The sequence below is a fragment of the Rhodococcus sp. WS1 genome, assembly GCF_003797745.1.
Classification (GTDB): Bacteria; Actinomycetota; Actinomycetes; order Mycobacteriales; family Mycobacteriaceae; genus Rhodococcus_F; species Rhodococcus_F erythropolis.
This window is the reverse complement of the sequence record NZ_RKLZ01000003.1, coordinates 579,188-596,066: the sequence shown is the minus strand read 5'-3', so window position 1 is coordinate 596,066 and position 16,879 is coordinate 579,188. Positions and strand designations below refer to the sequence as shown.

Below are 16,879 nucleotides of genomic sequence, written 5' to 3'. Positions count from 1 at the left end.
GTCTCTTCTCAAATGTCAGCGTCCTCAATGTCAGCGTCCTCGCTGCGACGTTCGAGGAACAACGTGTCACGCCACCTGCCACCGAGTTGAGCGATACGCGAGCGAGTGCCGACGATTCGGAATCCGACGGCCTGATGCAAGGCGACACTCGCCCGGTTCTCCGGGAAGATCGACGACTGCACCGTCCAGATCTCACTGGCGTCTGCGGCTTGCACCTGTCGGCGAAGCAGCAGCTTGCCTACGCCGCGCCCGCGAGCGCCGCTACTGATGTAGATGGAGTTCTCGGCGACCCCGCTGTAGCAATCACGCGAGGACACCGGGCTCAGGCTCGCCCAGCCTTCGACTCGGCCGTCGATCTCGGCGACCCATCGATGATCGGGCAACCATTGCGCGTCGAGCTTCTCGGCTGACGGCACCGACGTGGTGAACGTCGCGGTTCCGGTGTCGATTCCTTCGCGGTAGATCGAGCGCACGGCATCCCAGTCGCCGGATTCCATGCGGCGCAGCACCACATCGTCGGGAAGAACTCCCAGTGTGTCTTCGACCGGGCCACGCGCAGCCACGACGGCGGCCGCTGCCATCAGATCGGAGTATGCCGTTCCGGCAACACTGACAACCGAAGTGCCTTCACGCACCGAAGCCTCGACAAAACCGACCTCGATCAAGGCCTCGAGGTGAGCACTCAGCGCCGACGGCTCGAGTGATGCGGCGTGTGCAATCGTGTCGACGTCGATCGGACCGCCGGCAGCGAGTCGGAGCACTCGCAGCCGCGTCGGATCACCCAGGCACGCAAACCTGCGCGCAAGTACATCCGTGTCGAGGGGCGCGAGTGTTTCTGAACTCATAGGGCGACTATAACGCCGCTGACCTGCAGTTCGGTCGGCTAGGTGGGGCGAGCGGGCCCCGAAGTGAGAAACAACTCAGCCGCCGATCCTCGGGTTCACCGGCTAACGCGCACCGATCGACTCGGCAATCATCGACCACGAGTTGTGAAGATCGTCCTGCCAATAACCCCAGGAGTGAGTGCCGGTTGCCCGGAAATCATAGGTGGCCGGGATGCCCAGGGAGTCGAGCCGCTCGGCCAAACGCTGGGTGCACTGGTTCGTCCCGGCCTCGATGACTCCACCCACGATCACCTGGTTCGCCAGAACGCCGAGGTCGCCGTTGACCATCGGTCCGCCCAGATTCTCGTGTGGGCCGGGCAGGCCCGATCCATTGCTGATGTAGAGGTCGACGCCCCGCAATCTCTCGGCGTTGACCACAGGATCGTTGGCTACCCAGCCCGGACCGCCGGGAGGACCCCACATGTTGTCCACGTTGCCGCCGCGGAATCCGACCACGAATCTCACGTAGTCCTGACCGGGTTGAGTACTCGTCTCGGCGCACCCGCTGAAGGCACCGACGGCACGGTAAACGGATGGCGCCGCCTCGGCCAGGCTCAGAACCGAGGTACCTGCCATCGACAATCCGGCAACGGCATTCACACCCGTAGTCCCGAGCGTGGCATCGACGATCGGTGGCAACTCCTCGGTGAGGAACGTGGTCCACTTGTTCAGCCCGAGAACAGGATCGGGCTTCTCCCAGTCGGTGTAGTAGCTGTAGGCACCGCCGATCGGGTTGACGACGTTGACGTTCTTGTCGCCGAAGAAGTCGACGACGTCTGTGCGTGTCTGCCACGTCGCCGTGTCCTCGCCTCCGCCCGCGCCATTGAGCAGGTAGAGAGTCGGCCGGGGCGCACTCGTGTCTGCCGGCCGAATCACCTCGAGCGGAATCACCTTGTCCATTGCAGCGGAGTAGACGTACATCGTCAGCTGACGGGCGTTGATTTCCTCGACGTGATCGAGAGCTGAACTGTCTGGAGGGGATGTTCGCGCCTGATCAGCCGAGGCAAGCGCTGCTTCACCGAACAATCCCGTCCATGCAACGAGGGCGACGACCAGTATCGCCCGAGTACGTCCGATCCTTCTCATTGCCGCTCCTCGTGCTCGATTGCGGTGCCCGGCAACAGCTCGGTGGCGCTCGCTTCACGGGCGTGCGGCTCGGTGGCTTCAAGTTGTCATGCCCGTTCGGAGTATCCGGAAAACATCGAGAGCACCCGAGCCATCTCCGGTCCGATGACCGCCATGGCCGGTGCCTCGATCATCTCGTTGTGTCCGCATCGCACCGGTACCTCCACGATCCGGCCCGTCACGAGCGGACGCCATTCCTGTGGCGACCTCTCCCGCGGAATCGTGTCGTCTTTTCCGTCAGCCGGGAAGATCAGCAGGTCTCCCTCGTAGATCTGGGGAACGAACTGGTGCGTGATTCTCTGCGAAGTCTCGTACCCTCTGGCAATCCGCTCGAGGTCCCGACCGTCGACTCCCGTCTCGGGCCCGAGCCTCCGGGCCAACACGGCCGCCGCCTCGTCGAAGGTCAGATCTCGGTCGGTCTCGATCTCGAGGCCGAGTCCTCGCAGTAGGTCTCGGACGTCGAGTGCGGCTGACGCAGGGGCATCGCCGTTGTCGGGGTAGCTGTCCATCATCGTCAGTGTGGCAACTTCGCGGCCGGACGATTGCAGTTCGACGGCCATGGCGTGCGCGATGACTCCGCCGAGGGACCAACCGAACAAGTCGTACGGCCCGTCCGGCGAAACGGCTTCCATCTCTTCGACGTAGCGATGCGCCAACTGTTCGATCGACTGATAGTCACCGTCGTCGCTGAGTGCGGGTAGCTGAAGTCCGTACACCGGTCGGTCCTCGGGCAGATACCGCACCAAGCCGGCGTACCCCCAGGACAGGCCGATACCAGGGTGCACGCAGAACAGCGGTCGCCCACTTCCTTCTGTCCGCAGCGGAACAACCACGGCGAGAAGCTCTTCCATGCCGGCGTCCACTGTCGGCATGTCGAGGCGTCGAGCGATTCCAGCGGGTGTCGGGTCGAGGAACATCCACTGAAGCGGAATTCTGCGTTGGAAACGGGAGTGCAGTGCGCTGACGATTCGGGTGGCTACCAGGGAGGACCCGCCCAGGTCGAAGAAGCTGTCGGTAGTGCTCACCCGGCTGACACCCAGAACCTCGACAAACGAGTCGACCACGGCGCGCTCGGTGTCGGTGACCGGCTCGCGGAACTCGGCTGCAGCCGAACTGAATTCGGGTTCCGGTAGAGCCTTTCGGTCGAGCTTGCCCACCGGTGTCATCGGAATCCGCTCGAGAAGTACCACTGCCGACGGAACCATGTGCGAGGGAAGTCGGTCGGCTGCGTACGCCCGTATCTCGTCGCTGTCGGAGGCGTCGGCAGCTGACGCACGCACGTACGACACGAGGACCGTTTCACCCGACGGTCCCGTGTAGCCGATAGTCGCGGCGAAGTCCACCGACGGATGGCGTGAGAGAACTGCATCGATTTCCCCGAGTTCGATCCGAAAACCACGGACCTTGACCTGGAAGTCGCTGCGCCCGATGTATTCGAGTGTGTGATGCACTCCATCGCCGGACCCAACGATTTTGGCACTGTCACCGCCGGATTCACGCCAACGCACGACATCTCCGGTGCGGTACATCCGGCGCCCCGGCGATCCGTACAAGCAAGCGACAAATCGTTCCGACGTGAGCGACGCCCGATTATGGTACCCACGTGCCATACCTGGGCCGATGATGTACAACTCCCCCGGCACGCCCACCGGTACGGGCTGCAAACGCTCGTCCAGCACCAGGAAGCCGAAGCCCACTGCCGGCGAGCCGATGTTCACTCCCGCACCGGGTTTCATCGAATCGCTGACACTCGCCTGCACGGTGGTTTCAGTCGGGCCGTAGCCGTTGTGCAGCCTCCGACCCGGCGCCCATTGCGCGACGACCTCCGGCGGGCAGGCCTCGCCCACCAGATCGAGAACACGGAGCGCCTCGAAACCGTTGTCCCCCAACGCCGCCAGCGCGGTCGGTGTAATGGTGGCATGAGTGACCTGCTCGCGCCGGAAAACATCGGCCAATTCGGCGCCACCGTACACAGCAGGCGGAACGATCACGACTTGCGCCGAGGCGCTGAATGCCATCGTCAACTCGAAGATGGAAGCGTCGAAACTCGGCGATGCCAACTGTGAGACATGAGAGTCGTGAGTGACCTCGAACCTCTCACGAGTTTCGGCCGTGAAGCTCGCCAAACCTCGATGAGTAATGTTCACTCCCTTGGGTTTCCCGGTAGATCCCGAGGTGTAGATCAGGTAGGCCGGATGATCGAGGTTCAGTTCACCGGTTCGATCGTCATCGGTGATCGGTTCCGGTGACAGCGCGGCTACCCGCCGGGCGAAGTGTGGGTCGTCGAGTTCCAGCCAGGGAACAACGTCGGGTAGCTGAGTTCGGCTGGACTGAACGGTCAAACCGAGCGAGGCTCGGCAATCGGCGAGCATGTATTCGACGCGCTCGCGCGGATAGGCCGGATCGACAGGCACAAAAGCCGCTCCGGCTTTGGTCACCGACCAGATCGCCACCACCGATTCGATCGAGCGAGGCATTCCCAGTGCCACGAAGGTCTCCGGGCCCACACCGCGACCACACAACTCCCGGGCAACACGATTCGACCACTCGTCCAGGTCGCGATAACTGAGCTGCCGGTTCTCGAGCGACAGGGCCACCGAGTCCGGATCGATCGCCACGGCGTCCGCCAACAACTCAGGCCACAATTTCGGAGGTACTTCGGGGAGCCCATGCGCCGGCGTCAACTCGCGACGTTCAAGATCGCCGAGTAGATCGATGTCACCGATCGGTACCTGCGGATTCCGGGTCACGGCCTCGAGTACACGAACGAACATGTCGGCAAACCCGCTGACCGTACCGGGGTCGAAGAGATCGGTGGCAAAGTCGACGGCTCCGCTCATCCCTCCCGGTGCACCGCGATCGTCGTACTCTTCGGCGAGGAGGAATTCCAGGTCTACCTTCACTACCTCGAGTTCTGGGTCGATCCCGCGGACTTCCAGTCCCGCCAGCTTCAGAATCGGCCGATCGTTGTTCTGGAATTCCAGCGACACCGAGGAAATCGGTGCATAGGCGCTCGACCGTTTCGGCCCGACCGCGTCCACTACCCGCTCGAAGGGAACGTCGGAGTGCGCGAACGCGGCGACGTCGACTTCGCGGCAATGCGCAACCAACTCCCGGAACGATTGAGCCGGGTCGACCTGTGTGCGCAGTGCGAGCGTGCCGACGAACATGCCCACCAGATCATCGAGGGCACGATCTCCCCGGCCGGCGATCGGCGTTCCGATCACGATGTCGTCGGTGCTGCCCAAACGTGCCAGCAAGAGCGCGAGCGCTGCATGCACAGTCATGAATGCAGTGGACTCTTGCTGCCTCGACACGCCTCGGATACGGCGGTGAAGATCACTGCTGATCGAGAAGTGAATCCGCGAGCCGTGAAAACTCTGTTGTGTCGGCCGGTCTCGATCGAGGGGAAGTTCCAAGAGGTCGGGAGCGCCTGACAGTGCGCGTCGCCAGTAAGCCAACTGCTCGGTGATCACCGACCCAGGGTCGTCGCCGGAGCCGAGAATCTCCCGTTGCCAGAGCGCAAAGTCGGCGTACTGGACTGGAAGCGGCGTCCACTGGGGTTCCCCGCCGTACGCGTGGGCCTCGTATGCAATCATCACGTCTCGGGTCAGTGGAGACATCGAGAAGCCGTCAGCCGAGATGTGGTGCACCACTACGGCAAGTACGTGTTCGCGCTCATCGATGGTGAACAACGCTGCCCGCAGGGGAATTCGTGCGGCGACGTCGAAACCGGCCGAGACCATTCGGGCAAGCTCGTCACGGAGATGATGTTCGTCGGTCACCGATGTCTCGGCCAGTTGTGGGAGCGCGGCGCTTTCGGTGGGCACGATGTGCTGGACCGGTCCGTCGCCGTGGACCGGGAACATCGTTCGCAGCGATTCGTGGCGGGCGATGACATCGGACATCGCTGATCTCAAGGCCGGTTTGTCGAGTTCACCGCTCAACCGCACCACGAGCGGAATGTTGTAAGCAGGAGAACTGGTGTCGAGTTGATTGACGAACCACATCCGCTGCTGAGCAAACGACAAGGGGATGTTGTCGGGTCGGGGGCGCGGTTCCAGTCGCTCCGACCGTTCGGCGACCGACTGGTCGATCACCGTGGCCAACTCGGCCACCGTCGGCATCTCGAACAGGTCCCGCACGCCGACGGTAGCTCCGAGCACCGCCCGTAGCCTCGCCGCGACCGAAGTGGCGCTCAGAGAATTTCCACCGAGCTCGAAGAAACTGATGTCGGTACCGACTCGTTCGAGGCCGAGCACCTCGGCGAACACGTCCGACACTGCCTGTTCGACCGGGCCGACAGGGGGACGGAAATCCCCTGTGGTCGTCTCGATTTCGGGTCTGGGCAATGCCGAACGGTCAACTTTTCCGACAGCGGTCAATGGTATGTTCTCCAGCACCGTGAGAACGGCAGGCACCATGTGCGAAGGCAAGCGCCGGGCCACGGCGCGAATCAGGAGCCTGGTGTCCAGTCGACCCGCGGTGGGCACGACGTACGACACGAGTCGGGTGTCTCCGGTGGGGGCGGAATCGGCAACCGTAACGGCAAATCCGACGTTGGGCTCCGACATCAGCACACTGTCGATCTCACCGAGTTCGACACGGAAGCCTCGAACCTTGACCTGGAAGTCGCTTCGCCCGACGTACTCGACACACATGTCCGCCGTCCATCGCACGATGTCGCCGGTGCGGTACATCCGCGTTCCTGGGTCGGCCGGATTGGCAACAAAGCGCTCTGCCGTCAACCCCGGCCTTCGGTGATATCCCCGCGCCACGCCTGGTCCGGCCAGATACAGCTCGCCGGGGACCCCGACGGGAACCGCTTGAAGTCGAGCGTCGAGCACCAGTTCACTGACGCCACTGACAGGTCCACCGATCGTGATGCGTTCCCCGGCGGTCATGGGCGGACTGACGTTGGACATGATCGTTGCTTCGGTCGGTCCGTACGCGTTGTACAGGCGGCGGCCAGTTCCCCAGCGAGCGACGAGATCGGGTGGGCACGCCTCGCCCCCGAATACGACTTCCGAAAGTTGTTCCAGCCCAGCCGGGTCCACCGTTGCCAATGCCGCCGTGGTGATGAACGCGTGCGTGACGGAGTGCTCGGCCAGAAGCTGCGCCAGGTCCTCGCCCCCGTAGATCCCGGGTGGAGCGATAACCATCGTCGCCCCGGCGCCGAAAGCCTGCAGATATTCGAAGAGCGACCCGTCGAAACTCGGAGTGGAGAAGTGCAGCGTGCGTGATTGTGGAGTTGCGCCGTAGCGTTCGCGTTGGTCTCGGGCGAAGTTGTCGAGCCCTCGCTGTGTGACCACGACTCCCTTGGGCACGCCGGTCGACCCCGAGGTGTAGACCACGTAAGCAGCTGAATCCAACCCGATCGGACGGAGTCGGTCGTTGTCGGTCAACGGGCTCCCCGAGAATTCCTCGCACTTCTTCGTGAAATGCGGATCGTCGAGAATCAGCCACTCCGCGATATCGGGCAATCGATCTCGGCCCGCGGTGGTGGTCAATCCGAAGCTGACCATCGAATCGATCAGCATGTGATTGATCCGCTCGTCGGGATAGGCGGGATCGATCGGCACGAATGCAGCGCCCGTCTTGGCGACGGCAAGTATCGACACCACGGACGTGAGAGAACGTGGGACACCGACTGCTACGTAGTCCTCGGTTCCCAGTCCTCGCGAGACCAGCACGCGAGCAATGCGATTGGAGAGGATGTCCAGCTCGCCGTAGGTCAGGCTGCCGTCCGCCGATTCCACGGCGAGCGCGTTCGGATCACGCTGGGCTGCCGCGTCGAAGATCTCCGGGAAGACGCGCGACGACCCACCAGCCGTGCCACGGGCCGGCACCAATTCGGCACGTTCGGACGGGGCGAGCACCGACACCACAGCCAAGGGGCGATCCGGCTGGGCACACGCTTCGAGTACACGATGCAGTCGTCCGGCGATCTCTTCGATGTCGGCGGCACCGAAAACCTCGGGTAGGTACTCGAATTTCAGGCGGAGTCTGGTGTCGACCGATGCCACCAGGCTGAGCGGGTAGTGGGCAGCGTCCTTGGCTTCGACATCGATGATCCGGATCCCCGCGATATCGGTATCGGACGAAAGGCCCTGACGGTCAGCGGGATACGATTCGAAGACAGTCAACGTATCGAATCCGGTCTCCGGCCCCGTGGCTACTTGGATCTCGGAAAGCCCGAGATAGTGATGATCCGACAGCTCTGCTTGCTCGGCCTGGATCCGCGCGAGGAGTGTGCCGATACTTTCTCTCGGGCGCAGAGTGATTCGGACCGGAATTGTGTTGATGAAAAGCCCGATCATGGTTTCGATCCCGGTCAGCTCGGGAGGTCGACCCGACACCGTCGCTCCGAACACCACATCGTCTCTCCCGGTCAGTGCAGCGAGGACGATCCCCCACGATGCCTGAACAATTGTGTTGATCGTCAGCCCGAGTTCACGCGCCATCCCGCGAAGTGAGGTTGTGAACTCCTCGTCCAGATCGAACACCCACTCGGCCGCCATGGTGGAGAGTCGACGAGATCGAACCGCCGGAGCCAACAGCGTCGGTCCTTCGACTCCGCTCAGCGTCCTCGCCCATACAGCTCGAGAAGCTTGCTGATCGCGGCGGCTCATCCAGGTCAGATAGTCGCGATACGCGCGCGCGTGAGGCAAGGCCGCCACTTCACCGTCAGCGGCATAGAGCGTCGCCAACTCCCGGATCAGCAGTGGCATGGACCAGCCGTCCAGAAGGATGTGATGGTTGGTGAGCACCAGCGTGAACTTTTCGGGGGCGAGAGCAATCAGCGTGAATCTGATCAACGGCGCCTGCGCCATGTCGAACGGGCGCGCTCGGTCCTCCGCCAGTGCTCGATCAAGATCCTGATCTGTTGCACCAGTGAGGTCGATTTCCTGCCACGGCGCTGCCACGGTGCTTCGGACCACCTGGACGGCACGGCCGTCCGCGCCGTGAAGGAAGGCGGTACGCAGGTTCTCATGCCTGTCGAGCAGCGCGTCGGCGGCGCGATGCAGGCGCTCCGAATCGACTGCGCCGGCTAGATCGAGAGCCACTTGTACGAGGTATGCGTCGACCGATCGTTCGGCAAGTTCGGCATGGAACAACAACCCCGCTTGCAATGGAGAGAGCGACCAGACGTCGCTCAGGTCGGGGCACCGGCTTTCGAGGTCGTCGACCGCGTCCTGTCGAAGATCGACCAGATCGAAGTCCGAGGGTGTGAATCCGCCGCTGTCCGTCGCGTACTCTCCGAGCCCGACCAATGCGTCGAGCCACCACTGCGCCAGTTGCCGAACGTCGTCCGCGCCCAGAATGTCCGGTGGGAACGTCCAGCTGGCAACGAGCTGCGGGCCGTCCTCGGTATCACTATTGTCGGTGTCGCTGTCGTCGACGGTCATCACGTTGACCTCGAGGACGCCGGCGAGTGGGAGATCGACGGCCGTAACCGTCCGCAAGTTCTCGTCGCGGATCGGTACCCATCCCGCTGAAGCGTCGGCCTCGGATCCACCGACGCGTCCGAGGTAGTTGAAACTGATCTGGGGCTCCGGAAGTTGCGAAAGTGTCTGTGCCGTTTCGCGGTTCAGATAGCGCAGCAACCCGAAGCCGATGCCGCGGTCCGGCACCGCCCGGAGTTGTTCCTTGACGGCCTTGGCAGCGACGCCCGCCGCCGGACCGCCGGCGAAGGCGTCGCTCGGTTCCACTCCGCTCAGATCGATCCGCACCGGGAAGATCGACGTGAACCATCCCACTGTGCGAGCAAGATCTGCCCCGGGAACCACCTGTTCCTCGCGTCCGTGTCCCTCGAGGCTGATCAATGTCTCCGGATTGTCGATCCCGCGCTCCCTATGCCAGCGGACCATCGCAAGAGCCAAAGCCGTCAACAACCCGTCCTCGACGCTCCCGTGAATCGCCTGCGGCACTGTCGTCGACACGGCATCGGTCAATGCCGTGGGAACTCGTACTTCGATGTCGGTGGTGGCCGAGGCGGTGTCCCTCTTCGTCAGGGCGCGCACACCCAGAGTCGGATCTGGACCCGCGAGCACCTCTCGCCAATAGTCGAGTTCAGCAACCCGATCCGGCTCGCGCGCGGCGTCGACGAGGCCACGTGCCCATCGACGCATCGAGGTCCCGACCGGAGCCAGTGACGGGTCGACGCCTGATTGCACCTGCGCACAAGCAAGTGCAAGATCGGGGATCAGGATTCGCCAGGAAACACCGTCCGTCACCAGATGGTGCGCTACCAGTAGCAACCGTTTCTGGCGCTGTCCTTCCTTTTGAATCTGTCCGTCGGTGTCGAGCAGGACTGCCTGCACCATCACACCTGTCTCCGGGTCGAGCCGCCCCAGAGCTGCGTCGAGTTCAGCCGAGACCGTCTCCGCGGCAGCACCCTCCAGGCTCGCGTGGCGTACGACGGTCTCCGCCCGCACCGTACCTGCTGGCGCAACGTCCATCCGCCGAGCGGATTCAGGATGCAGCGTCGCCCGGATGCCCGCGCGGAGGATGTCGTGGTGGTCCAGCACGGCCTGCATCGCCTGTGTCAGCGTGACCTCGTCGAGCGTGGCAGGAACCGCGAGGAGAACAGATTGTGAGTACCGCCGAAAGTCTCCGCCGCGATCGAGCATCCATTCCGCGATCGGTGTCAACTCGATCTCCCCGACGCCGCCACCGGGCAACTCGTCGAGAACAGCGTGACCGCCAGACGTACCGGCCGTCTCGGACAGCGCCGCAACGGTTTTGCGTTCGAATACCTCGCGCGGTGAGATCAAAACTCCGGCAGACTTGGCTCGCGTCACCAACTGGATGGACATGATCGAGTCACCGCCGAGAGTGAAGAACGAATCGTCGACCCCCACCTCGCCGAGTCCCAGAACCTCGGCGAACAGGCCCGCAAGGATGCTTTCCGTCTCGGAGGCGGGGCCACGACTCACGGTTGTCTGTAGCCCGAAGTCAGTTTCAGGCAACGCTTTCCGGTCGAGTTTGCCGTTCACCGTCAGCGGCAACGCCTCGAGAACCGTCACGACAGCGGGGACCATGTGTGCCGCCAACCTCTGTGAGAGATACTCGAGCAACGCCGCCGGAGAGACAGTGGCAACGGCCTCCGGCACCACGTAGCCCACCAACCGGTCTCTGCGAGCCACGACCGCCGCCTGAGACACGCCCACTCCGGAGAGCAGCGCAGCCTCCACCTCGCCGAGTTCGATTCGGTACCCCTTCACCTGCACCTGCAGATCGTTTCGTCCGAGGTACTCCAGCTGCCCGCTGTCGTTCCAGCGCCCCAGGTCACCGGATCGATACATACGCGCCCCACTGACGGTGAGATCGGGAATGAACCGCGCGGAGGTCAGACCGGACCGGCCGAGGTATCCGCGTGAAACCTGATCGCCGCAGACATACAGTTCACCCACCACACCGGGCGGCACCGGGTGCAACCGCTGATCCAACACATACACACGCAATCCGGGCAACGCCCGACCGATCACCGAGGCCGATCCGTCACGCGCCAGCTCACGATCGAGCGGTAGGTGGCTGACGTGCACCGTGGTCTCCGTGATGCCGTACATGTTGACCAGATCTGGTGACGACGTCCCATGGCGGGCGTACCAGCGCGTCAACTGTCCGAAGTCGAGGGCTTCTCCACCGAAGATCACGTAGCGCAATGACAGGGCCGCGCTCCCGATACGCCGGTCGGCTTCCGCCAATTGATAGAAGGCAGTGGGAGTTTGATTGAGCACCGTGACACGTTCGTGCCGTAGCAATTCGAGGAATGCCTCTGGTGAACGGGCCGTGAAGTAGTCGACCAGCACCAGCCGGCCACCGTGTGCGAGTGCGCCCCACATTTCCCAGACCGAGAAGTCGAATGCCTCGGAATGGAACATCGTCCACACATCGCCGCTGCCGAAGCCGAAGAGCGCTCCGGTGTTTGCCAGCAACGTCACGACACTGCGGTGGGAAACCTGCACCCCCTTCGGACGCCCAGTAGACCCCGAGGTGTAAATCACGTAGGCCACCGAATCGGGTCGGAGCGGTCGCAGCCGGTCTTGGTCGGTCACCGGAAACGGAGAACTCCTAAGCAGCGCTTCGAGAATCGCCGGGTCGTCCACGGCAATCACTGGAATCTCGTTGTCTGCGATTGCGTCACTGTCTCGTATGTCGGCGCCGTCGGCCCCAGTGGTCAGCACACACTTCGGCGCGGAGTCACGCAGCACGAAGTCCACCCGGTCGACCGGAGAAGTCAGGTCCACCGGTAGGTATCCGCCACCCGCCTTCACCACCGCCAGCAATGCCACCACCAGGTCGATCGAGCGGGTCATCGCGACTGCCACCAGGGTTTCCGGCACCACACCCTGAGCCACCAACAGTCGAGCGAGGCGGTTTGCTCGCTCGTCGAGTTCGCGGTAGGTGACGGACAATCCGTCGCAGCGCACCGCCACGGCATCACCGGACGTCAGCACCGCACGATCGAAGAGATCCGACAGCGAATCCTCGTGGGTTCCGACGCCCGAGACCGAGGCCGAGCCCGAGGCCGAGGCCGATGGCGCAACCAGCATCTCGCTGTATTCGCCGGCCAGAAGTATGTCGATGTCGCCGACGACTGCCGACGGATCCTCGATCACGGCGCCGATCACTCTCTCGAAGCGCTCCGCGATGCGCGTCACCGATACTCGATCGAAAATATCTGTTGCATAACGGAAACCGGCGCTGATACCGGCCGGCCCACCGTGCTCGTCGACGTGTTCCATCACACTCAGTTGTAGATCGAATTTTGCAACCGCGAGATCGATGTCGAGCGAGCGAGCCGTCAGTTCCGGCAATTCGAAGCTCAGTCCCGTATCGGTCTGGAATTCGAGGAGTACTTGAAAGAGGGGTGAATGCGCGGTGGAACGGTCGGGCGAGAGGTCATCCACCAACCTCTCGAAGGCAATGTCTGCATGGTCGAGTGCACCGAGATCCGTTGACCGCACCGCGGCCAACACCTCGGCAAAGGTTGCTCCGGATTCGACGGGTGTGCGAAGCACGAGCGTGTTGACGAACATCCCGACCACATCGTCGAACACCGAAGCACCGCGCCCTGCGACCGGAGTGCCGATCACTACGTCGTCCGACGCCGAAAGCCGTGCCAGCAACACCGCGAGCGCCGCATGCATCACCATGAACAGGGACGCAGCATTCTGGTGTGCGAGGTCGGTCAAAACTCGATGGATCTCGGGTGAGAAGTCCATCGAAACCACCGCGCCCTCGGTAGACCGTTTCGGCGTTCGTGGTCGATCGAGAGGGAGCGGCAAGACTTCTGGAATATCCGACAGCTTCGCTGTCCAGTAATCGAATTCATCCGACGTCGACGTTCCCGGACCAACTTCTGCGTCGAGGATCTCCCGCTGCCACAGACTGTAGTCGGCATACTGGATGGGCAGTGGCTCCCAGTCCGGATTCTGCTCCTGAGCACGGGATGTATAGGCGCGCATCAGGTCACGTGCCAGTGGCGCCATCGAGAAACCGTCCGCGGCGATGTGGTGGACGACGATCGCTAGAACATGCTGCTCCGGCCCGATTCGGAGTAACCTCACGTGCAGCGGGAACTCTTCGGCCACATCGAATCCGACGTCGAAGAACGCGTGCAAATCCGTAAAAAGCCGCTCACCGGAAATCGGGACGGGGTGGATTCGAGGAGCAGCGAGCGCTGGTTCGGCGATCACCTGGTGGGGCCCGTTCGCGGACGTCGGGAAGATCGTTCGAAGGGTTTCGTGCCGTTCCACCACATCACCCAGTGCGGCTTGGAGCGCACCCGAATCCAGGAAGCCGTCCAGTTGTAGTGCGACGGGGATGTTGTAAAGCGGAGACGAGGTGTCGAACTGGTTGACGAACCACATGCGCGCCTGTGAGAGCGATAGCGGAATATGTTCTGGCCGGGTCTTACCCGCGATTTCTGAAATCCTCGAACCTTCCGGCCCCGAACCTTCCAGCCCTGAACCTCGCAGCACAGCTTGCAGCTGATCGATCGATGCCGCCAGATCAGCGACCACGGGAGTGTCGAACAAGGCCTTCACCCCGACATTCGTGCTCGATTCGGATCTGATGCGCGCTGCGACGCGAGTGGCGCTGAGCGAGTCTCCACCCAATTCGAAGAAATTGTCGTCGGCGCCCACCTGGTCGAGATCGAGCACCTCGGCGATGGCTCGAGCGACCATAACTTCGGCCCGTGTGCTCGGCGTCCGATAGTCCGCGGCTGTAAAAGTAGTGTCCGGGAGGGCTTTACGGTCCAACTTCCCATGCACCGTCACCGGAAACTCCCCCAACACCACAACCACCGACGGCACCATAAACCCCGGAAGAGACCTCCGCACCCCCTCCAACACCACCACCTCATCGACCACCACCCCCACCTCACCCACCACAAACCCCACCAAAAAATCCCCACCCACACCCGACCGCAACACCACCACCGCACCAGCCACCCCCACCTGAGCAGCCAACACCGCCTCCACCTCACCCAACTCCACCCGCTGCCCCCGCACCTTCACCTGAAAATCCGTGCGCCCCACAAACTCCAACACCCCACCACACCCCCACCGCACCACATCCCCCGTCCGATACACCCGAGCACCCACCACCCCCGACACCGGATCCGCCACAAACCGACCCACCGTCAAATCCACACGACCCTCATACCCCCGAGCCACCTGCACCCCACCCACATACAACTCCCCCACCACACCCACCGGAACCGGCCGCAACCGCGAATCCAACACCAACACCCGCGTATTCCACACCGGCCGACCAATCGGAACACCCACCCCCACAACACCATCCACCACATGAAACGTCACATCCACCGACGCCTCCGTCGGCCCGTACAAATTCACCAACTCCGCACCACACACCCCCGCAAACCGCCCCGCCAACACCGACGACAAACCCTCACCCGACACAAACACCCGACGCACACTCGAACACCCCACCACCACCGAAGGCTCCCCCACGAACACCTCCAACATCGACGGCACAAAATGCACCACCGACACCCCCCACCGCTCGATCACACCCACCAAATACACCGGATCACGATGCCCACCCGGATCCGCCACCACCAACCGCGCACCCACCATCAACGGCCAAAACAACTCCCACACCGACACATCGAACGACACCGGCGTCTTCTGCAACACCACATCCCCCACACCCAACGGAAACTCCCCCTGCATCCACAACAACCGATTCACCACCCCCGCATGCGACACCACCACACCCTTCGGACGACCCGTCGACCCCGACGTGAACATCACATACACCGCATGCTCAGGCAACAACACCCCCAACCGATCACCCACCCCCACCGGATCACCCGAAAACCCCGAAACATCAACACAACCCACATCAACAAACCCCACCCCCACCGGCAAACACCCACCATCACCAACCCGCGACAACACCACAACCGGATCCACCACCCCCACCACAAACCCCACCCGCTCCACCGGCGCACCCACATCCACCGGAACAAACACCCCACCAGCCCGCACCACCGCAAACACCGCCACCAACAACTCCACCGACCGCGACAACACCACACACACCCGCGACTCCGGACCCACCCCCAACGAAATCAACAACCGCGCAAAACGATTCACCCGAACATCAAACTCACCCCACGACAACACCACCCCACCACACACCAACCCCCCACCACCCACACCAGCAAACCGCCCATCCAACACATCCACCAACGTCAAACCCCCCACCGCAACCCCCACACCATCCCAACCACCCACCACCAACCCACGCTCACCCGCGACCAACACGTCGACCTCACCGACCGGTGTATCCGCGTTCGCTGCAAAGGCGGCAAGAATTCGCGACATTCGCTGTGCAATGGTGCCGACCGCGGCGCGGTCGAATGCCGCCGGCTGATACCGCAGGCTCACCTGCAGCGTCGGTTCCGCGACCGACAGCACGGTGAGCGGGTAATGCGTGGCGTCGCGGGCATTCACAGCGGTGACGCGCATACCGGCTATGTCGGTGTTCCCGTCCATCCCCGAGGTATCGATTGGATACGACTCGAAGACCGACAGTGTGTCGAACAAATTGCCTGTCCCTACGGCAGATTGAATCGCGCCGAGTCCGACATAGTGATGATCGAGCAGATCTGTCTGCTCGCCTTGTAGTCGAGCGAACAGCTGTGCACACGTCTCGTCTGGATCCAGTTGCACGCGGACAGGCAATGTGTTGATCAGCAGCCCCATCATGTTTTCCACACCAGGCAATTCAGGTGAGCGGCCCGAGACTGTGACGCCGAAGACTACGTCGTCGCGGGAAAGCATTCGAGACAACAGGACACCCCACGCCGCTTGGATCACCGTGTTCATCGTGATCCCGCTCCGCTGGACGAGCGCACCGAGTCCGTCGAGCACCGAATCGGGCAGATCGACGGTGACCTCTTCGGGTACCACCTGATCGGCGGTCGGCGCCGAAGCCACCAACAACGTCGGCTCGTCGACGCCTTCCATGGCGTCCTCCCAGACCGCGAGCGAGGTCTCGATGTCGCGGTGCGCCAACCATTCCAGATAGGTGCGGTACGACGGAGTCTCGGGAAGATCGGCCGGGACGCTCTCGACCGGGAGACTGTCGGCCGCGTATCGCATCAGCAGTTCGCGCACCAGCAACGGCATCGACCAACCGTCGAGAACGATGTGATGGTTTGTCACCACCAACACGCACCTCGTCGTCGAAGTTCGCAGCAACGTCAGCCGAAGCAGTGGCGGCGAGGCGAGGTCGAAGAGTGCACTGCGATCCTCGTCGAGGCGGCGCTCCAGCTCTTCTCCGGTTGCCGATCCGCAATCACTCAGGTCGACCTCGGTCCAGGG

The 16,879-nt window shown here is 62.9% G+C and carries 3 protein-coding genes (1 of these 3 only partly in view); all 3 read right to left on the bottom strand.

Translation table 11 applies throughout. From position 1 onward, the window contains the following. Positions 1–8: 8 nt before the first annotated feature. Entirely contained in the window at positions 9–845 is an 837-nt protein-coding gene (locus EEB12_RS27620; protein ID WP_141488873.1) for a helix-turn-helix domain-containing GNAT family N-acetyltransferase, read from the bottom strand. Between the two features lie 102 nt (positions 846–947). After that, the gene (locus tag EEB12_RS27615; RefSeq protein WP_046378652.1) at positions 948–1,970 is read right to left on the bottom strand and encodes an alpha/beta hydrolase; all 1,023 of its coding nucleotides are present in this window, start codon (positions 1,968–1,970) and stop codon (positions 948–950) included. 86 nt (positions 1,971–2,056) lie between these two features. Next, positions 2,057–16,879 carry the 3' portion of a non-ribosomal peptide synthase/polyketide synthase gene (locus EEB12_RS27610; protein ID WP_141488872.1) on the bottom strand. 12,027 nt of this gene lie beyond the right edge of the window, so 14,823 of the gene's 26,850 nt are visible here — the last part of the coding sequence; the start codon falls outside the window, past its right edge; its stop codon occupies positions 2,057–2,059.